17 protein-coding genes are annotated in these 18,105 nt (G+C 69.0%); 8 read left to right on the top strand and 9 right to left on the bottom strand.

Features of this window, described 5'->3' with window-relative positions:
• Positions 1-107: 107 nt before the first annotated feature.
• Positions 108-2,099 (bottom strand): ATP-binding protein, encoded by a 1,992-nt coding sequence (locus tag KVT39_RS01215; RefSeq protein WP_217587109.1) that lies wholly within the window; start codon positions 2,097-2,099, stop codon positions 108-110.
• A 388-nt stretch (positions 2,100-2,487) separates the two neighbouring features.
• Here KVT39_RS01215 and KVT39_RS01210 point away from each other — a divergent pair, with 388 nt between their 5' ends.
• Positions 2,488-3,525 carry a sigma-54-dependent Fis family transcriptional regulator gene (locus tag KVT39_RS01210; RefSeq protein WP_105390016.1) on the top strand — a complete coding sequence of 346 codons (1,038 nt, stop codon included), beginning with the start codon at positions 2,488-2,490 and terminating at the stop codon, positions 3,523-3,525.
• A gap of 30 nt (positions 3,526-3,555) precedes the next feature.
• On the opposite strand, the gene KVT39_RS01205 is transcribed toward KVT39_RS01210, so the two are convergent.
• Together KVT39_RS01205 and KVT39_RS01200 are read right to left on the bottom strand one after the other, a co-directional pair.
• Positions 3,556-5,355: a methyl-accepting chemotaxis protein gene (locus tag KVT39_RS01205; RefSeq protein WP_131948395.1), complete on the bottom strand. Its 1,800-nt coding sequence runs from the start codon at positions 5,353-5,355 to the stop codon at positions 3,556-3,558.
• Positions 5,356-5,699: 344 nt separating this feature from the next.
• Positions 5,700-5,954, bottom strand: a complete 255-nt coding sequence (locus KVT39_RS01200) for a DUF3562 domain-containing protein (RefSeq protein WP_034179552.1) — start codon at positions 5,952-5,954, stop codon at positions 5,700-5,702.
• On the opposite strand from KVT39_RS01200, the gene KVT39_RS01195 reads away from it, so the two are divergent.
• Together KVT39_RS01195 and KVT39_RS01190 are read left to right on the top strand one after the other, a co-directional pair.
• Complete coding sequence (locus KVT39_RS01195) at positions 5,947-6,114, top strand: hypothetical protein (RefSeq protein ID WP_217587100.1); 168 nt, start codon at positions 5,947-5,949, stop codon at positions 6,112-6,114. The two genes, KVT39_RS01200 and KVT39_RS01195, sit on opposite strands and share 8 nt — an antisense overlap.
• Positions 6,115-6,519: 405 nt before the next feature.
• On the top strand, positions 6,520-6,954 hold the full coding sequence (locus tag KVT39_RS01190; protein ID WP_105389990.1) for a hypothetical protein: 435 nt from the start codon (positions 6,520-6,522) through the stop codon (positions 6,952-6,954).
• Between the two features lie 528 nt (positions 6,955-7,482).
• Here the strand turns inward: KVT39_RS01190 and KVT39_RS01185 are convergent.
• The 4 genes from KVT39_RS01185 to KVT39_RS01170 form a co-directional block, all read right to left on the bottom strand.
• Positions 7,483-8,418, bottom strand: a complete 936-nt coding sequence (locus KVT39_RS01185) for a universal stress protein (protein WP_034179554.1) — start codon at positions 8,416-8,418, stop codon at positions 7,483-7,485.
• 247 nt (positions 8,419-8,665) lie between these two features.
• Entirely contained in the window at positions 8,666-9,691 is a 1,026-nt protein-coding gene (locus KVT39_RS01180; RefSeq protein WP_034179555.1) for a DedA family protein/thiosulfate sulfurtransferase GlpE, read from the bottom strand.
• 187 nt (positions 9,692-9,878) lie between these two features.
• On the bottom strand, positions 9,879-10,385 hold the full coding sequence (locus tag KVT39_RS01175) for a cupin domain-containing protein (RefSeq protein WP_072436775.1): 507 nt from the start codon (positions 10,383-10,385) through the stop codon (positions 9,879-9,881).
• Between the two features lie 363 nt (positions 10,386-10,748).
• The gene (locus KVT39_RS01170; RefSeq protein WP_034179557.1) at positions 10,749-11,228 is read right to left on the bottom strand and encodes a universal stress protein; all 480 of its coding nucleotides are present in this window, start codon (positions 11,226-11,228) and stop codon (positions 10,749-10,751) included.
• 320 nt (positions 11,229-11,548) lie between these two features.
• Here KVT39_RS01170 and KVT39_RS01165 point away from each other — a divergent pair, with 320 nt between their 5' ends.
• Both KVT39_RS01165 and KVT39_RS01160 read left to right on the top strand, forming a co-directional pair.
• Positions 11,549-13,663: a PAS domain S-box protein gene (locus KVT39_RS01165; RefSeq protein WP_217587098.1), complete on the top strand. Its 2,115-nt coding sequence runs from the start codon at positions 11,549-11,551 to the stop codon at positions 13,661-13,663.
• On the top strand, positions 13,660-14,307 hold the full coding sequence (locus tag KVT39_RS01160) for a response regulator transcription factor (RefSeq protein WP_034179559.1): 648 nt from the start codon (positions 13,660-13,662) through the stop codon (positions 14,305-14,307). Before KVT39_RS01165 ends, KVT39_RS01160 begins: the two co-directional genes overlap by 4 nt.
• Before the next feature lie 78 nt (positions 14,308-14,385).
• Here KVT39_RS01160 and KVT39_RS01155 read toward each other — a convergent pair whose 3' ends face one another.
• Positions 14,386-14,790, bottom strand: coding sequence for a lysozyme inhibitor LprI family protein (locus tag KVT39_RS01155; protein WP_034179560.1), 405 nt, complete (start codon positions 14,788-14,790; stop codon positions 14,386-14,388).
• 342 nt (positions 14,791-15,132) lie between these two features.
• On the opposite strand from KVT39_RS01155, the gene KVT39_RS01150 reads away from it, so the two are divergent.
• Genes KVT39_RS01150 through KVT39_RS01140 form a run of 3 tightly spaced genes read left to right on the top strand, consistent with a single transcriptional unit; the run spans position 15,133 to position 17,449 of the window.
• Positions 15,133-15,735 (top strand): DUF1326 domain-containing protein, encoded by a 603-nt coding sequence (locus tag KVT39_RS01150; RefSeq protein WP_175748425.1) that lies wholly within the window; start codon positions 15,133-15,135, stop codon positions 15,733-15,735.
• A gap of 23 nt (positions 15,736-15,758) precedes the next feature.
• A complete protein-coding gene (locus KVT39_RS01145; RefSeq protein WP_175748427.1) occupies positions 15,759-16,547 on the top strand; it encodes a DUF2182 domain-containing protein in 789 nt (262 codons plus the stop codon).
• Positions 16,548-16,555: 8 nt separating this feature from the next.
• Positions 16,556-17,449 carry a DMT family transporter gene (locus KVT39_RS01140; protein WP_217587096.1) on the top strand — a complete coding sequence of 298 codons (894 nt, stop codon included), beginning with the start codon at positions 16,556-16,558 and terminating at the stop codon, positions 17,447-17,449.
• A 129-nt stretch (positions 17,450-17,578) separates the two neighbouring features.
• On the opposite strand, the gene KVT39_RS01135 is transcribed toward KVT39_RS01140, so the two are convergent.
• Complete coding sequence (locus KVT39_RS01135; RefSeq protein WP_034179562.1) at positions 17,579-17,908, bottom strand: DUF4148 domain-containing protein; 330 nt, start codon at positions 17,906-17,908, stop codon at positions 17,579-17,581.
• Positions 17,909-18,105: the final 197 nt, after the last annotated feature.

Raw genomic sequence — 18,105 nt, 5'->3', positions numbered from 1 at the left:
CGGAGCGGGCCGGCCGCGCGGTTTTCCGTCACACGGGACGCTCGGCCGACATAAGGAAACCGGTCCATGCGCCGTTGCTCCACTCCACGCGCCCGCTGTGTCCGCTGCTACCGGTCGCGCACTTTCCCGTCGTGCGAATCGTCCGGCGCGACGTCGACGATCACGCCCGCCAGCGTCGACATGTCGACCGGCTTGCACAGATACGCGTCGAAGCCGGCGGCCAGCACGCGGTGGCGGTCGGCCTTGCCGGCGTGCGCGGTCACCGCGACGACCGGCAAGTGTCCGCCGCCGCCCGGCAAATGCCGGATGTGATCGAGCAGCCAGAAGCCGTCGCCGTCGGGCATCGCGAGATCCGACAACACGACGCTCGGCGGATGCCGTTCCACTGCGTCGAGCGCATCGTGCCCCGACTGCGCGGTCGATACCTGCGCGCCCATCGTTTCGAGTGCCGCGGCAAGGCTGGCGCGCGACGTCGCGTCGTCGTCGACGACGAGCACACGCCGGCCGCCTAGTGCGGCCGCGGCCGGCCGGCCCGTCGTGCGCACCGGTTGTGCGGCCGGATCGTCTGCGTCCCAGCCGGCCGGCAGCGTGACCGTCACGGTCGTCCCTTGTCCGGCGCCCGCACTCGTTGCCACGACGTCGCCGCCGTGCAGTTGCGCGATGTCGCGCACGATCGACAGGCCGAGCCCGAGGCCGCGTTTCGGCGAAGCGGACGCGCCTTCGGGCCGGTTGAACGTTTCGAACAGGTGCGGCAGGTATTCCGCCGCAATGCCTTGCCCGGTATCGGCGACCGACAGCCGCACGCGCTCGCCCGCTCGCGTCAGCGATACGGTGATGTGGCCGCCCGGCGGCGTGAACTTGATCGCGTTCGACAGCAGGTTCGACAGGATCTGGCGCACGCGCTCGCCATCCGCCTGAATCACGCAGGTCGGCATCGTGTACTCGGTCGACAGCACGAGCCCGTTCGCCCGTGCCGTCGCGTCCAGTTCGCGCGTGGCGTCGCGCACGACCCGCACGAGATCGACCGGCACGTGTTCGAGGCGCAGCCGGCCCGTCGCGAGCGACGATGCGTCGAGCAGATCGCCGACCATGTGCGACAGCGATCGCGCGCTGCGATCGATCGCGTCGATCGCCTGTTGCGCGAAGCCCTGCCCGTCGACGTTGCGCAGCACCTCGACCCAGCCGTAGATCACGTTCACCGGCGTGCGCAGCTCGTGCGACACCGTAGCCAGCAGTTCGTCCTTCAGCCGGTTCGCCGAGTCGGCCTGCGCACGCGCGTCGCGCGCGCCGCGCAGCGAACGCAGGTCGCGCCGCTCGTCGCGGCGGCGTTCGCGCGCTTCGCGCAGCGTCATCGACAGGCCCGTGCAGTTGCCCTGCGCATCGACGATCGGCGACGCGGCAAAGGTCGCACGAAAGCGGCCGCCGTCGCGGCGCACGCACAGCACGTCGAGCGGCCCGACAGGCGCATGCAGGTTCGCGAACGATGCGGGCAACGGATGCCGCTGCAACCAGCGCGGCGCGATCATCGAAGCGATGTCGCGCCCGGTCGCCTGCGCCGCGTCGATCCCGAAGATTCGCCACGCGGCCGGATTCCAGCTCGTGATCCGCCGCGCGGCATCGACCCCGACGATCGCATCGGGCGACGCGTCGACCACATGGCGCAGTTGGCTGTCGTCAGACGCGCGCGCGGCGGGTGCCGGCTCGCGGCGCGGCGAACGCACGTCGCCGTCGCCGCTGCCGTCGTCATCAATTTCGCGCAGACGATCGTTCGCGAGCAATGGCTTCACGGCCATCACGAGCACGCACTCGACGAAGCCGATCGCGACGAACGTGCCCGCCTGCGCGAGCAACGTGGCCAGCGGCATATCGCGCCACCACAGCGTGCCGATCACGGCCACGCTCGTCATGGTCGCGGCCAGGCCGCCGCCGAATGACGTCAGCCACGCGGCAGCCGCAACGGCCGCATAGAAAGGCAGCGGCGCAAATGGCGCGTGCTCGCCGACGACGCGAATCGCCCACGCCTGCAGCGCGGACGCCAGCCCGACGGCCAGCACGATCCATGCACCCTGCCGTAACAGCTCACGGTTCAGGGTCCTCATTGCATCCTTGCATCGCGCCGGCCCCCGTCGCGCGGCATCGTGCCGCTTGTCGGCCATCCGGCATTGTCGTCGAGCGTGCCGAGCGAGCATGGTGGTATCAGCAAGCAACATGCCCGATGCGGGCCTGGGGCGGTGTCCGGACCGAGGATGGTCGGACCGGCGTCATGCCGGCCGTCTGTTCGGCCGCAGCCGGTCCGGCACCGGTCGAAGTCGCGGTCCGCCCGGGAGGAATGCAATCGCAACCGGCTTTTTCATCGGGTTTCTGTAAAAAGGCGCCGGTGGATCGTTCCACGGGTTCGCGGAAAGACCGATGGGCGATTTCTTCCGCCCACGCCGCGCACATTGGAAATTTCTATTCAGCGGCACCTTCGCGGCCGTTTCGCTGTCGATGATAAATATTGCAATGAACGGAACACGTGATGCCGATTTTCAAAACGGCCCGCTAACGCCGATGGTCGAAACCGCAAACCGGTCGAAGCAGCGCGCAGACGGCCGCCGGCTGTCGGGCCGGTCCTCCGCGATGCGCACGCTGCTCGGCCGCATCGAGAAAATCGCGCCGACGCGCGCCAGCGTGATGATTGCCGGCGAAAGCGGGGTCGGCAAGGATATCGTCGCGCGCCGGCTGCACGATCTCAGCGCGCAGCGGGATGGGCCGTTCGTGCCCGTGAACTGCGGCGCGATTCCGCCCGATATTGCCGAGTCGCAATTGTTCGGGCACGAGAAAGGCAGCTTTACCGGCGCGATCGCGCAGCGGGAAGGGTTTTTCGAAGCCGCACGCGGCGGCACGCTGCTGCTCGACGAGATCGCGGAAATGCCTGCGGCGCTGCAGGTGAAGCTGCTGCGGGCAATCGAGTCGAACGCGATCGTGCGGGTGGGCGGTACCGAGCCGATTCCGCTCGACGTGCGGATCGTGTCGGCCACCCGCCACAATCCGGCCGACGCCGTGCGCGACGGCCGGCTGCGCGAGGACCTATTCTATCGCCTCGCCGCGTTCGCGTTATACGTGCCGCCGCTGCGCCAGCGCGACGGCGACATCGAGACGATCGCGCTGGAATTCGTCGATACGCTGAACGCGCGGCACCGCTCGCACAAGCGGCTGACCGACGCGGCGATCGCGGCGCTGCGCGCGTATTCGTGGCCCGGCAACGTGCGCGAGCTGCACAACACGCTCGAGCGCGCGTACATCCTAGCGGACGACGGCATCGACGTCGCGCTGCCGAAGCAGGCGATGCCGCCCGACCGCACGTCGGAGAGCGCAATGGCGCTGCCGCTCGGCGCGACGCTGCATCACGCGCAGCAGCGCTTCATCGCGGCGACGCTGCGTCATTTCGACGGCAACAAGCCGCGCGCGGCGAAAGCGCTCGGGATCAGCCTGAAGACGCTCTACAACCGGCTCGCGCTGATGCGCGACCGTGGCCGCTCCTGAGCGGCACGGCCGCGCATCCGGCGGGCCGCGTCATGCGACCTTGAACTGCCCGACCGTCGTCGCCAGCGCGTTCGCCTGCGACTGCAGCGCGGTTGCGGCCGCCGTCGACTGTTCGACGAGCGCCGCGTTCTGCTGCACCATTTCGTCGAGCTGCGTGACCGCGCGATTCACTTCCTGGATGCCGCGCGTCTGCTCGTTCGCCGCGTGCGTGATCTCGGAAATGATCGTCGTCACGTTCGACACGTTGGACACGATCTCGCGCATCGTGTCGCCGGCCTGACGCACCTGCCCGGACCCGGCCGACACGCTCGCGACCGTCGATTCGACCAGCACCTTCACTTCGCGCGCGGCCTGTGCGCTGCGTTGCGCGAGGCTGCGCACTTCCTGCGCGACGACCGCGAAGCCGCGGCCCTGCTCGCCCGCGCGCGCCGCTTCGACGGCCGCGTTCAGCGCGAGGATGTTGGTCTGGAATGCGATCCCGTCGATCACGCCGATGATGTCGCCGATCCGGCCCGACGCTTCCTCGATCTTCCCCATCGTCGCGACGACGTCCGACACGACCACGCCGCCGTGCGACGCGATCCGCGACGCGGCTGCCGCGCGTTCGTCGGCCTGGCCGGCGGCTGCCGCCGACTGGCCGACGGTGGCCGTGATTTCTTCCATCGAAGCGGCCGTTTCCTCGAGGCTCGCCGCCGCCGATTCGGTGCGCGACGACAGGTCCTGGTTGCCCGCCGCGATTTCGTTCGCAGCCGTGCGCACCGATTCGCTCGCGTCGCGGATCTGGCGCATCACGTCGTTCAGCTTGTCGATGAAGCTGTTGAACGAGCGCGCGATGTCGGCGACTTCGTCGCGGCCGTCGGCCGGCAGGCGCTGCGTCAGGTCGCCCGCGCCCGAGCCGATCGCGGCCATCGCCTGACGCACCAGCGACAGGCGGCGGAACGCGGTCGCGGTGATCGCGCCGATGATCAGCGATGCGACGCCGACGATCACGATCAGCGTGATCAGCGACGCGGTCAGCAGCGAGCGCATCCCGGCCGTCGCCTCGGTCTTGTCGAGCAGCACCAGCGCGTACCAGTCGGTGCCCGGCACGGGCCGCGCGCGCACCAGCTTCGCATCGCCGCCGACACCGACCTCGACGGGCGCGGTCGCGGCCGCGATCGACGCGGCGCTCGTCGCGCCGAGCTCGGGCGACACGTCGGCGACCGGCTTCAGCGTGAGCTTCGGGTTCGGGTGCGCGACGACGTGGCCGCTGCTGTCGATCAACATCCCGAAGCTCGCGGGCGTCGGGTGGATCGACTTCACGTTCGCGATCACGCTGTCCATTGCGACGTCCGCGGCGACCACGCCCTTCAGCGCACCGTCGCGCAGGATCGGCACCGCGAACGTGACGACCAGGTTGCCGGTGCCGGCGTCGACGTAAGGCGGCGTGACGACCGGCTTGCCGGCCTGCGCGGCCTGCTTGTACCACGGGCGGCCGGTCGGATCGTAGTCGGGCGGGATGCCGGTCGGATCGGAGAAGCGGAACGTCTTGTCGGCATAACCCGCGTAGACGTTCGTGAAGCCGCCGGCCGCGGCCATCTGCTTGAACACAGGCAGCGGATCGGGCGCCAGCGCGGCATCCTGCAGCGACGCGATCATCCGGCTGCGGGTGGCGACCCAATCGGCGATCCCGACCACGTGGCCGCTCGCGACGGAGGTCAGGTTGCGGTCGATCGCGTCGTCGTTGTACGAGCGTGCGATGAAGTAGTTGATCAGCGTGGTGGCGACGAGCGCGAATACGACGATGGCGACGCACGCGGCAAGGATGCGGGCGCGGATGGACGAGAACATGGCAACGACTCGGTAAGGGAGCGCGAACGCGCGGTGGACCAGTTCACCGTGTAAACGGCAAACGCGCCGCTTACTTGAGGCCGTTGTGACGATTCAGGGAAATGTACGACGAAAGGCGCCGCCGGCTGTCGGCGGATCGTCAGGAGACTGCCGTGCCTGACCGGTGCCCGCGCGCAGGTCGCCGGACGCGGCGACGGTGCCGACCACCTCGTGCGCGGAAATCACCGGGCGTTTCGGGTTGGCCGGTTCGCCGTCGGCCGCATGCGTGAAGGTCGAGCGGAATTGGGCCGCGGCCCGGCGACGGATCGGGTAACGCCCGCGGCGTCAGCCGCGGCGAGCGCCCGTCATAGCCGATGGCTCGGGCGCGGATCGGATTCAGTGGGCGGCGTATCGGCCCGCGTGTCGCGGTCGAGATCGTCCTGCTGGCGCATCCGTTCGCGCAGGTGCCGGATCGCAAACACGTGGATGTAGTCGTGCACACGCGCGCCGGACGACAGCACGCGCACTTCGTCGTCGAGCATCGCGCGCAACTGGTCTGCGCCGATCGCACGCTGTTGGGCGGCTTCCTTGAGTGAATCGAGCAAATTGTCCTTGGACATCGACGAACTCCTGACGGTCGAGGAACGAAAAGAAGACGGTACTGGAAGTTTAGAGACTGGACGGCTGCGCGGCGTGCGGTGCGCCGGAGCATATTTGCGCGCGATCAACGGCACGTTGCGTGCCGCCGTGCCGATCCGTCTCCGGACCGGCTGCGCCTGATTCGCGGCGCAAACCGCCCGCGAACGAAACTGGAAGCCCTGCCACGCCACCCCGGGGCGCGGCACCGGTCGACGGGCTGACGATGGAACGCCGCGCGACACCGATGCAGTTGGGGAACTTAGACCGGCCGAAATCATGCGTCAAGCGGCGTCTGCGGCACCCCGCTCATTCGTCGGAACGAACGCGCCGGATCACGGCAGATACACCGCACCCGCCGATCGGCCGCCACGCGTGTCAGCGGATTCCGATACGCACCGCGCAATGCCTGACAGCGACTTCAGCGCCCGCTGCTTGGCAGCGCGTTGCCGCCGCCCGATACTGATGGCATGAACAAAGCGTTCATACCGGGTCATCGCCCAGCCGGCCATCGAGCCGGCATGCGGGGTCCGGCGCAGGAGACCAACCATGACACATCGCAACTTTGCAGGCCGGGACGGCCAGCGGCACGCGTCGGGCAATGCGCGCGCCCTGCCCGCCCGGGCCGGGTCGGCCGGCATCCGTCCGTCCGACGATCTCGACACCTTGCTCGCGCTCGCACGCGAAGCCGGGCTGCTCGTCACGCTCGACGGGCAGATCGGCCGCGAAAAGTACCAGAGCGTCGCGGGGTCGGTACTCGCGCTGCAACGGTTCGCCGCGGCACTCTGCGCGCGGGCCGCGGACGACGCGCCGGCCGTTTCGGAGTCGCGCCGCAAGGCGCGCCCCGGCTGGCCGCATGCGAACCGGCTGCGCAATCGCACATGCGGCGTGTGCGCACCGCTGCATGCCGTGCGCCGACGCCCGCATGTACGCCGCAGCGCCGGCCGCCGGCACACTCTGCGGTCGACGCTTCGCACCCTCTGAGCGCGCACGCAGCAGGCACGGCACGGGGCCGTGCGATGGCCTGGCGCGACAGAAACTTCTACGAGGCCCGCGGCGTGCCGCGCATGGACGGCGATGCCATGCATGCCGCGAGCGTCCGCCGGCCCGCATCGACTGCGCGCCATTACGTGCGATGGCGTGCCGTTCCACACGGCGGCATTCACGACAGTTCCTGCGGGGAAAAGAAATCTGACGGGGCCAGCAATGCGGAAAGCGGACGGGGTGACTCGCACCCCGCCCGTCCTCCAAGGCAGCGGTCGGCTGCCTACCCTCGTGCCAGAGAGTCCCTGGTCGGACGATGCGCCATGCAATGCGAGGCGCGGCTCCTGAAAAGGATGGGTCGGCGACCAACGTGCCGTCGATCGATGCCCGCGTTCATGCGCGACGGTCATTACATTTGCACGACAGACCTGCTGCGTCGGCGGATACTCCATAAATATCTCACGCGATGCGCACGACGTTTCTGACGCAGATCAACCGAAACCCGCTTCGTGCGCGACACCGCGCCAGTCACTCCGCGCCACGCACGAGCAAGACAGGCACTTGCGCGAGGTGAGCAACGCGGCGCGCGACGCTGCCGATCAGCCAGGCGGCGATGCCGCGCCGGCCGTGCGAGCCGACCACCAGCAGTTCCGCGCGCCAGTGCACGGCGTCGCGCATCAGCGCATGGGCCACATCGTCGCTGGTCGGACGCGTTTCGACGATACCGCGCTTGGTCGGGTTACCGGTCGCATGGAACAGCGGACCGACCTTCGCGAGTGCATCCTCGCCCTCCGCACGGTAAGCATCCTCGAGCGCGCGCACCGGCACGAAATCCGTCAGACGAACCGCGCGATCGATCACGTACGCCGCGTACAGCAACGTCGTCGGCGCCGCGAAGCCGAGCCCGACACGCACCGCGTGCAGCGACGGCTCGCTGCCGTCGACCGCGAACATCAGCCGCTGCAGCGTGCCGTCCGACGGACGTGCATAGCCGGCCGGCACGATCAGCAGCGCGCAGCGCGCGCGTGTCGTCAGCGTGTCCGACATCGCGCCTTCGACGAGCCGCAGCAGCCCGTGATGCGGATTCGCGCCGACCACGAGCACGTCAGCGCGCCACGCCAGCGTGTCGTTCACCAGCGCATCGGCGACCGTGCCGCCCGTGACCGACGTATCGACGACGACCTGCTCGACCTCGATGCCGCTGTCGTCGAACAGCGCCGCGATCCGCGCGTTGGTGGCTTGCGCCTCGCGGATCATGTCCTCGCGCGCCGACGTCAGCAGCGCGTCGATGCGCGGGATGTCGGGCAATACGAGGCGCGGGTTGTCGATCGTGCAGACGATGCGCAATCGCATGCCGGGGCGCAGCAGCGTGCGCGCGTAGCGCGCGGCGGCCAGCGATTCGGGCGTCGGATCGACGGCCAGCGCGATTCGCGCGAGCGTCGGGATAGGCTGAGCAGGCTGCATGGCGAAGGCCTCCGTGCGTGTGCGTCGTCGCGGAACGACGACGGGAGCTTCGCGCGGAAGCGGCGTGCAGCGGCCGGGCGGCCGAACGGCTGGCACGGTCGCGAGGATCGCCGGGTGACCGCGCGAAGCGCGGACAAGCAATGCGTTCAGCATAGGCCGTCCGGCCCACGCGCGCATGATCGCGATCAACGATCGCGCAGGCCCTGCCCGTACCGCTTGCGACTTCGTCGGCACCGATGCCGCCGATTTACTTGGACAACGTCGCGCGCACCGTATATTCGCCTTCGAGCGCACCGTGTTCGGGACGCACGAAATAGCGCGACGAATCGAGATCGGCCGGCAGTGGCTCGACCGGATAGCCGTGCTTCTCCCACGCATCGAGGCCGCCCTTCAGCGCCCGGATGTTGTGGATCATCTTCTTGCGCTGCATCTTCGCGATCAGGCGCTTCGCGGTGGCCTCGTTCGGGCACACGCAATAAACGACGATCGGCCGTTTCAGCATTTCCGGGTCGAGCAGGTCCGGCGAATCGAGATCGACCGGCACCGCGCCGGCGATCCGGTACGGCTCGCGTTCGCGAATCGCTTTCGGCCGCGCGTCGAAGATCAGCGGCGGCTCGTCCGACGTCATCATCTCGACGAGCTGCGGCGGCGAGATGCGCACCTGCGCGAGATAGCGGCGGAACTGCACGCGGCGCACCCAGCGGTACAGCAGGAACGTGATGAAGATCGCGAGGAACGCGTCGAGGATCGTGCCGCCGCTCGCGCGCACCCACAGCACGAACTGGACGATCTGGTCGTGAATGGCCGCGCCGCCGACTAGCCAGAACGCGGCCCACAGCGACGCGCCGGCCAGATCCCAGAACAGGAACACGCCGACGCCGATCGCGGTCGTGCCGAGCAGCGGCGCCGACACGAGGCCGAGGCCCGGCAGGAACTTGGACAGCACGAGCAGCGGCGCGCCGTATCGTTCGAATACGTTACGCGCGAAGCGCAGCGTCGTGTCGAGCGACAGCGAGAAGCGCACGAGGCCGTTCAGCAGGCGCCGGCCGCGCGTGCGGCCCATGAAGAACCACAGCGAATCGGCGAGCATCGTCGCACCGATCGCCGCCGCGAACATGCTGGCCCAGGACGCCTGCCCCATCGCCGCCATCGTGCCGCCGAGAATCAGCATCGGCACGGCCGGCACCGGCACGCCGAGCTGCGTGATCAACACGCTCGCGAACACGGCCCACGGGCCGAGCGACGATGGAATTGCAATGGGAAAGTGCCACACGGCGGCGCTCCTGGAAGACATGCGGGCCGCGCGACGGGGGCCGTCGGACCGGCTGCGCAACGGCCGCCGCGGCACGTCCGCAGCAGACCTTGTGCATCACGGGCATTCTAAACGGGTTTGGCCGGGATCGCGCGGAACACACGCCATCGGCGCGGGCTTCGGGCCGATGGTTGCACCGCTCTGACAATCACGCGTCCGGGCGCTGCGCGAGCCTTGCGACGTGCTCCGCGTAGTCGGGAAACGCGGCAGCCAGAGCGGCTGCGTCGGCCAGCTCGAATTCCGCGAACTCGAACCCCGGCGCAACCGTGCAGCCGACCAGCGCGACGTGCTCCGGCGACGCGCAGCGCGCGCCGAACCAGCGCCCGGCCGGCACGACCGTCTGGAACACGGTGCCCGGATGCGTGAGCGGGTTGCCGAGCCGGTGGATCGTCAGCCCGTCGCGCTCGTCGAGCACCCACACTTCGAGCGGATCGCCTGCGTAGAAATGCCAGACCTCGTCGGAGCGGATCCGGTGCCACGACGAATATGCGCCGTCGCACAGCAGGTAGTAGATCGCGGTCGATGCGGCGCGCGGCGCGCCGTCGGCCGGACGCACGACCGAATCGGCCGCGCGGTAGGTTTCGCGGAAATAGCCGCCCTCGGGGTGCGGCTGCAGGTCGAACTGGCGGATCAGGTCGGTGGCGGAAATCGGCATGGCGGATGACGTCGGTAACGTGAGAAACCGGCATCCGGCTAGGGCCCGGTTCGTCGCGGATGCGACCGGGTGCCGCCGGATACCGCTGCGTCGATCGCCGCAGCCATGCGCGCGGCGAGGAAACGGACGTGGTCGATGCTGCCAGAACTGCGGGTCGGGATGCAACCCGCGGGCATGGAACGGCGGCCATGCGCGCACATCCGGGGCACCCTCGTCCGGACGACGCATGCGCCGAACGTGACAGGCGCACTCACGCGCGCTGCGCCGATCTGCGCGTCGCGCGTTCCATCAAACCGACATCCGGCAAAGGCGCGCGGCAGTCTCCTGCCCGCAACCGCTCATGCGTCAGCAACGCACCGCATGTCACGCGGTCGCCGGCGCGCCCCGCGTGCCCGGCTCGCTGTGCCGTACCAGCAGCACGGGCCGGTCGGCCGTGCGCAGCAGCGATTCCGCGACGCTGCCGAGCAGCAGCCGGCGCAGCCCGTGCCGCCCGCTCGTGCCCATCACGATCAGGTCGGCGTCGGTTTCGGCCGCCGTGCGCATCAGCACCGTGGCGACATCCTCGCCGTACGCGTCGAGCGCGCGCACGGTGCCCGGCACGTGCTGCTGAGCGAGTTCCGCTTTCGCAGCGTCGAGCACCGGCGTCGCGGCAGCGGTGGCCGCCGCATCGCCGTCGCGCTCGGCTGCGAAGCCCGCGTCGACGTCGACGAGCTGCGGCCGATGCTCGACGACATACGCGCAGGTGACCTCGCCGCCGGACGCCGCCGCGATCCTGATCGCCTCGCTCAGCGCGAGACGCGCGCTCGGGCCGCCGTCGAGCCCGACGAAAATCCGCTTGTACATGGTCCGTCCCTCCGACCGGGCACGCGTCGCGCGTTGTACGACGACGGCCCGTTACCGCAAGCCAACCCGGTGCCGGCTTGCCTGCCGAACAGTCTGCCCCACGTGCCGACGCGCTCGTTGACGCGCGTCAAGCGCGGCCGGCGCGCCCGCTGCTCCACGCCGTTTGCCGCATTTTCAGCTGACCCTATTACATAAAACGTGTAAAACGCGCACAATTTCATCTTCAAAATAGACGCTGTACGCAGCCGGTGCGAGTTTTGCCCGGTTTTGCCGCGCTGCCCGAGTGCTGCGGGCCGCCCCGACAACAGAATGGCCATCGAATGACCGCCAGTGGAACCCCAACGCGTGATTCCCGAGGGCCCACGCGCCTCCAGAGCATGTTACGCCAGCCGCTTGCGGCTGGCATCGTCGCGCTGTGCGCCGGCGCGGTGCTGTCGCTCGGCGTCGCGCTGCTGGTGCGCGAGCAGTGGCAAGGCGCCGTCCGTACGCGCTTCGAGCGCCGCACGACGCACGTGAGCGCGATGCTGCGCCACGAGCTGCAGTCCGGCGTCGCCGTGCTCGAAGGCGCGCGCGGCGCATTCAGCCTGGTCCCGGAAATGACGCCCGAGCAATGGCGCCGGTATGCGGAGACGCTCGATCTCGACAGCGGCCGCTCGCCGGTCCGGCAGATCGGCTATGTGCCGCTGCCGCCCGCGACACGCAGCGCCCTCGCCGGCTCGAAACCGATGCCGGGCGGCGCGCTCGCGGCCGCGGCGCTCAGCGCGCCCCCGTCGAGTTCGCCCGTCGTGCGCTTCGGCGCGTCCGACGCGGCGCCGCTGGCGCGCGCGCTGCAGACCGGCGACATCGCGCTCGGCGTTCACCCGGCCGACGACGACACGTCCCGCGACGCGCGCACCCTCACCCTGTTCCTGCCCGTGAGCACCTCGCCGCATGCGGCCGCCACGCCGTCCGGCACGCGCGAAGCCGGCGCCGACGGGATGCTGTTCGCGGCGCTGAGCCCGCGGCGCCTGATCGAGCGCGCGCTCGACGCGGAACGCGGGATCGACCTGTGGATGACCGCCGGCGGCGATCCGCGCGCGATCGTCAGCGTCGAAACGACGACGGACGAGGCATCGGCTTCGCCCGACCTGCTGCGGCGCACCGACGTGCTGAATTTCGGCGGCACCGTGCTGACGCTCGCCTATTCCGCTGACGGCCGCCCGAGCGCAACCGGCGCGCAGCGCGCGGCCGGCACCGTGCTTGCCGCCGGACTGATCGCGTCGTTCGCGTTCGCGGCGCTCGTCCATGCGCTGATGCGCGGCCGGTCCGGCGCCACGGCCGATTCCGGCGCGAGCAGCCGCGGCATCCTCAACGAGGCGCGGATGATGGGCATTATCCGTTCGTCGATGGAAGCGATCATCACGATCGACGAGAAGCAGACGGTCGTGATCTTCAATCCGATGGCCGAGCAGGTGTTCGGCGTGTCCGCGATGGAGGCGATCGGCGCGCCGCTGTCGCGCTTCATCCCCGAGCGGTTCCGCGCCGCGCACGCGCGGCATGTCGACCAGTTCGGCGTGACGGGCGTTTCCGAGCGGCAGATGGGCCGCCAGCGCGTGCTGTTCGGGCTGCGCGCCAGCGGCGAGGAATTTCCGATCGAGGCGTCGATCTCGCAGATTCGCGACGCGTCGGGCAAGCTCTATACGGTGATGCTGCGCGACATTACCGAGCGGCTGCGCGCCGAGAATGCGCTGAAGCAATCGCGCGAGGAATTGCGCGAACTGTCGGCGAACCTGCAGAACGTGCGTGAAGAAGAAAAGACGCGCATCGCGCGCGAGCTGCACGACGACCTCGGCCAGCAGCTCACCGCGCTGAAGATGGACCTGTCGGTGGTCGAGCAGCAGTTGCGCGTACCCGGCCGCGCGCAGCCGGACGAAGGCATGCTGTCGCACTTGCAGGGCATGCGGCGGCTGATCGACGCGACGGTCGCGTCGGTGCGGCGCATCGCGGCCGACCTGCGGCCGGTGATGCTCGACGATCTCGGCCTCGTGCCCGCGATCGAATGGCTCGCAAACGATTTCACGAACCGCTACGGGATCGATGTCGAGCGTCACATCGAAACGGGCGGCCTTACGTTCACCAGCGCGGGCGCGACCACGCTGTTCCGCATCGTCCAGGAAGCACTGACGAACGTCGCGCGCCATGCGGATGCGACGCGCGTCGCGCTGCGGCTCGACATCGAGGACGGCTTCTGCGTGCTGCGCGTCGCGGACAACGGCCGCGGCGCGGCGCCCGGCGGCGCGGTCCACGAGGACAAATCGTTCGGCCTGATCGGCATTCGCGAGCGCGCGCACATGCTCGGTGGTACCGTGACGATCGACACCGCGCTCGCGCGCGGTTTCTCGATTACCGTCGCGTTACCGCTCAGTACCGTTCAACAGGAAACCCTCATCACATGATCAAGGTGCTCATCGCCGACGACCATACGCTCGTGCGCGACGGTCTGCGGCACATCCTCCAGAACGCCAGCGGATTCGAGGTGGCCGGCGAAGCCTGCGACGGCCCGTCGACGATCGCGCTCGTGCGTTCGACGCCCGCGCAGGTGCTCGTGCTCGACCTGTCGATGCCGGGCCGCAACGGCGTCGAACTGATCAAGCAGATCAAGGACGAGAAGCCCGCGCTGCGCGTGCTCGTGCTGACGATGCACGCGGAGCAGCAATACGCAGTGCGCGCGTTCCGCGCGGGTGCGTCAGGCTATCTGACGAAGGAAAGCGCGAGCGCCGAGCTGGTCGGCGCGGTCACGAAGGTGGCGTCGGGCGGCGTCTACGTGAGCCTCGCGATGGCCGAGCAGTTCGCGCAGAGCCTGAACGAGCCGGCCGAGACGCTGCCGCACCAGCGGCTGTCCGATCGCGAATTCGACGTGTTCCGGCGGATCGCCGCCGGCCAGACGCTGACCGAGATCGCACACGCGCTGTGCGTGAGCGCGAAGACGGTCAGCACCTACAAGACGCGAATCCTGGAAAAGATGCAGATGCCGCACGAAGCGGCGCTGGTGCGTTACGCGATGCGGCACAAGCTGCTCGACGAAACGGACGACGTGTAACGGACGACGTGTAGCAGCGGATGGCAGGCTTGACCGGCCGCGCGGCATGCGGCCGGTAACTGTAACGGTGCGTGACTTTTACCTGGCGGGCACCGGGCACGCGAGATCGCCTTCCTCGCAGGACAGATAGGCCTTCAGCGTTTCCGTGCGCGCTTTCGTCAGATCGTCGAGGCAGGTCGATACGACCATCGGGTATACGCTGCCGCCCTCGGCGTTCGCGCTGGAGAAACCGCATTCGGCATCGCGGTATGCAATCCACGCGCGCTGCGCATTCACCAGTTTGTCGGCAAGCGGCCGTGCATCGCGCAGGCGCGCGGTGACGGCCTGGTAGGTCCGGTTCAAATCCCCGTCGGATTTCTTGTACGCGCGATCGGCACACGCCGTCATCGTCGCCTGATCCGTTGCGTCCGCACAATTCGCCTGTGCATGAGCGACGTTCGCCGCCAGTGCCAGCGAGCACAGCAGACCGGTCAAGACACGCATGGATGCTCCTTGTTGTTCGTTGAAGTCGTGGAAGCCGGTGCGGAGCCTGATGCCCCTGCCGCGCCTCGGCGCGCGGCGACACCGTCCGCGATGCTAGCGCACGCGCGTCCGCTTGTCAGCCGGCATCATGCTCGCGCGTCGGCTTGCATATCATCCACGCGCACCTACACTGGAAAAATTGATACGCCGCTTCAGGCCAGCGCTATCGCATCCATCCCGTCCCGCTTCCGCGCATTTCCCAGCGCATTTCGCGTTCGTGCCGCCGAGCGGGCATGACGTTTCGTCAGCCGGTTTCCTCTGCCTTGCGCAACGCGCAATCGCCATCGCTCTCTGGAGGAAATCATGAGCTATCACCTGGAAGGCCGTCTGCTCGAGGTCTGCAACTGTCGCGTACTGTGCCCGTGCTGGATCGGCGAGGATCCGGATTTCGGCGTGTGCGACACCATCGTCGCATGGCATGTCGACAAGGGCACGGTCGATGGCGTCGACGTCGGCGGCAACACGATCGCCGCGGTGTGCCGCGTGCCTGGCAATATCCTGGAAGGCAACTGGACGGCCGCGATCTACGTCAGCGACACGGCGTCCGCCGAGCAGGAGCAGGCGCTGCTCAAGGTCTACACGGGACAGGCCGGCGGCCCGATCGCCGAACTCGCGAAACTGATCGGCAAGGTCGTGTCGATCGAGCGCGCACCGATCCGGTTCGACGTCGAAGGCGCGCGCGGCACGCTGTCGATCGGCACCGACTATCACGCGGAACTCGAGCCGTACCTGGGCCCGAGCGGCGCGCAGACGACGCTGACCGACACCGTGTTCTCGACCGTGCCCGGCGCCCCCGTGTTCGTCGGCAAGGCGCCCGTCTACCGGTCGAAGAATGCGGCGATCGGCATCGACCTCGATCTGAAGAATCACAACGCGTTGCAGAGCACGTTCCTGTTCGACGCGTGAATCGCGATCGCACGGAAACGGCCATGGCAGCGTCGCTGCATCGGCGCCTGTTTCCGCTGGTGCTCACGAGCCTCGTCGGATTCGCGTGGGTCACGTTGTGGGCGTGGACGCGCAGTCCGTACGGGCGTTATCTCGAGCACGGCGACGGTGCCGCCTCCGAACCGTTCAGCGCACTTTGTCGCGCGCTGCCGGGCGGCGCGCTATGGCTGCCGGCCGTGTTCGACGCGGCGGCCTGGACGCTGATGATCCTTGCGATGATGCTGCCGACCACGCTGGCGCTGTTCGATGCGTTCGCGCGCGTCGTCGCGAACCGCCCCGACCAGGCGCGCCTGCTCGCGCTCGTCGGCGTCGGCTACGTCGTCGTGTGGAGCGGATTCGGCCTCGTGGCGCACGGGCTGCATGCACTGGTGCTGACGGGCGTCGCGCATGTGCCGGCGCTCGCGTGGCGCGGCTGGCTGATCGGCGCGGCCGTGTTTGCGCTCGCCGGCGCATTTCAGTTCAGTTGGCTGAAGGAACACTGCCTGGACCGGTGCCGCACCCCTTTCAGTTTTGTGATCAGCCGCTGGCGCGGCCGCACGCCGTTGCGCAACGCATTTGTGCTGGGCGCAAGCCACGGGCTCTTCTGCGTCGGGTGCTGCTGGGCGCTGATGCTGCTGATGTTCGTCGTCGGCGCCGGCAGTCTCGGCTGGATGCTGTCGCTCGCCGCGCTGATGGCCATCGAAAAGAATGCGGCGTGGGGACGGCAGCTCACGGCGCCGCTCGGCGCCGCGCTGTTCGGCGTGGCCATGCTGATCGTCGCGAACCACGCGTGAGGCCCGCGATGCGCCCGCCCGCCTCCGCATTCCCGCTGCACGTACGGCCGGGCGTGCGGGTCGCCGCGCTGACGTCCGTCGCGATGCTCGCATTCGCGTCGAATTCGCTGCTGTGCCGGCTCGCGCTGCAGGCCGGGCGGATCGACGCGGCCAGCTTCGGCAGCCTGCGCCTCGTGTCGGGCGCGCTGATGCTCGCGATCGTTGCCCGCGCGGGTGCGCGACGGCCCGCCCCGCCCGCGGACTGGCCCGCGGCGGCGATGCTGTTCGCCTATGTCGCGTGCTTCTCGTTCGCGTACCTGACCGTCAGTGCCGCAACCGGCGCGCTGATCCTGTTCGGCGCGGTGCAACTGACGATGTTCGCGGCGGGATGGCGCGCCGGCGAACGGTTCGCCCCGGCGGGCTGGGCCGGGTTCGGCGTCGCGCTCGGCGGGCTGCTGTATCTCGTGTCGCCGGGGCTCGCGGTACCGACGCCGCAAGGCGCGGCGCTGATGACCGTCGCCGGCATTGCATGGGGCATCTATTCGATACGCGGCCGCAAGCCTGCCGATCCGGTCGCGGCGACCGCCGGCAACTTCCTGCGTGCCGCACCGCTGGCGCTCGCGTTGAGCGTCGCGCTCGCCGCCCGCATGCGCGTGACGCCGGCCGGCGTCGCGCTTGCCGTGCTTTCCGGTGCGCTCACCTCGGGCCTCGGCTACGTCGTCTGGTATGCCGCGCTGCGGCACCTCACGGCCATGCGCGCCGCGGCAATCCAGTTGTCCGTGCCGCCGATCGCCGCGTGCGGCGCCGTGCTGTTCCTGTCCGAGCAGCCGACCTGGCGGCTCGCGCTCGCATCGGCCGCCATCCTCGGTGGCGTCGCAGGGGTGCTCGCGACCCGTGCCCGCCATGCGGGCACCGCGCCGTAATGCCAGGCCGGCGCACCGCGCTCGCCCCGGCTCATTCGGGTATGCGGAAACGAAAAACCCGTACACGGATACCGTGCACGGGTTTCGGGGGAACCTGCAAACCGGGCGCCGTTGCTGGCGCCGGCCGGCTTAGTGGCCGAAGTACACCGACGAACGATCGGCGGCGGCCGGCACGACCACGCGTTGGCCCGACTGCGACGTCGCAGCGGCATTCGCGCCGTAGCCCGTTGCGTCAGCCTGCGCGCCGGTGTTCTGCGCGGCAGCGATCTTTGCCTGTGCGGCCTGGATGTTTTCCGGGTAGTTCACCCAGTCGTTCGGGTTGTAGCCGGCCTTTTCGAGCTGGACCAGCTCGGCACGCACTTGCGCGCGCGTCAGCGGCTGCTGGTTCGATTGGGCGAACGAGACGACCGGTGCGGCCACCAGGGCGGCCAGTGCAACTGCCTTGATCAGCGATTTCATGATGCGTTACCTCCAGGATTGTTTTGTCAGGCGCTTCGGACTCGGGGTCGTTGCGCATGAGTAGAAGTCTAGGAGGCGCGACTATCAGGGTAAATACTTAAATCGCAAATTCACTGTTGACGGAAACCGTACAATTTCGCCGGAATAACCACAATCATCAGACGATTATCGGCATTCATGCGCCGAATGCTGCGATA

This window comes from Burkholderia sp. GbtcB21 (assembly GCF_019091065.1).
GTDB classification, from domain to species: domain Bacteria; phylum Pseudomonadota; class Gammaproteobacteria; order Burkholderiales; family Burkholderiaceae; genus Burkholderia; species Burkholderia pyrrocinia_C.
The sequence above is the reverse complement of the archived record's forward strand: the minus strand, read 5'-3'. Positions and strand labels throughout refer to the sequence as shown.

Coding starts and splice junctions, on each gene's coding strand:
- KVT39_RS01210 (WP_105390016.1), top strand. CDS start 2,488: ATGATAAATATTGCAATGAACGGAACACGTGATGCCGATTTTCAAAAC.
- KVT39_RS01205 (WP_131948395.1), bottom strand. CDS start 5,355: ATGTTCTCGTCCATCCGCGCCCGCATCCTTGCCGCGTGCGTCGCCATC.
- KVT39_RS01190 (WP_105389990.1), top strand. CDS start 6,520: ATGACACATCGCAACTTTGCAGGCCGGGACGGCCAGCGGCACGCGTCG.
- KVT39_RS01175 (WP_072436775.1), bottom strand. CDS start 10,385: ATGCCGATTTCCGCCACCGACCTGATCCGCCAGTTCGACCTGCAGCCG.
- KVT39_RS01200 (WP_034179552.1), bottom strand. CDS start 5,954: ATGTCCAAGGACAATTTGCTCGATTCACTCAAGGAAGCCGCCCAACAG.
- KVT39_RS01165 (WP_217587098.1), top strand. CDS start 11,549: ATGACCGCCAGTGGAACCCCAACGCGTGATTCCCGAGGGCCCACGCGC.
- KVT39_RS01170 (WP_034179557.1), bottom strand. CDS start 11,228: ATGTACAAGCGGATTTTCGTCGGGCTCGACGGCGGCCCGAGCGCGCGT.
- KVT39_RS01150 (WP_175748425.1), top strand. CDS start 15,133: ATGAGCTATCACCTGGAAGGCCGTCTGCTCGAGGTCTGCAACTGTCGC.
- KVT39_RS01135 (WP_034179562.1), bottom strand. CDS start 17,908: ATGAAATCGCTGATCAAGGCAGTTGCACTGGCCGCCCTGGTGGCCGCA.
- KVT39_RS01140 (WP_217587096.1), top strand. CDS start 16,556: ATGCGCCCGCCCGCCTCCGCATTCCCGCTGCACGTACGGCCGGGCGTG.
- KVT39_RS01155 (WP_034179560.1), bottom strand. CDS start 14,790: ATGCGTGTCTTGACCGGTCTGCTGTGCTCGCTGGCACTGGCGGCGAAC.
- KVT39_RS01215 (WP_217587109.1), bottom strand. CDS start 2,099: ATGAGGACCCTGAACCGTGAGCTGTTACGGCAGGGTGCATGGATCGTG.
- KVT39_RS01145 (WP_175748427.1), top strand. CDS start 15,759: ATGGCAGCGTCGCTGCATCGGCGCCTGTTTCCGCTGGTGCTCACGAGC.
- KVT39_RS01185 (WP_034179554.1), bottom strand. CDS start 8,418: ATGCAGCCTGCTCAGCCTATCCCGACGCTCGCGCGAATCGCGCTGGCC.
- KVT39_RS01160 (WP_034179559.1), top strand. CDS start 13,660: ATGATCAAGGTGCTCATCGCCGACGACCATACGCTCGTGCGCGACGGT.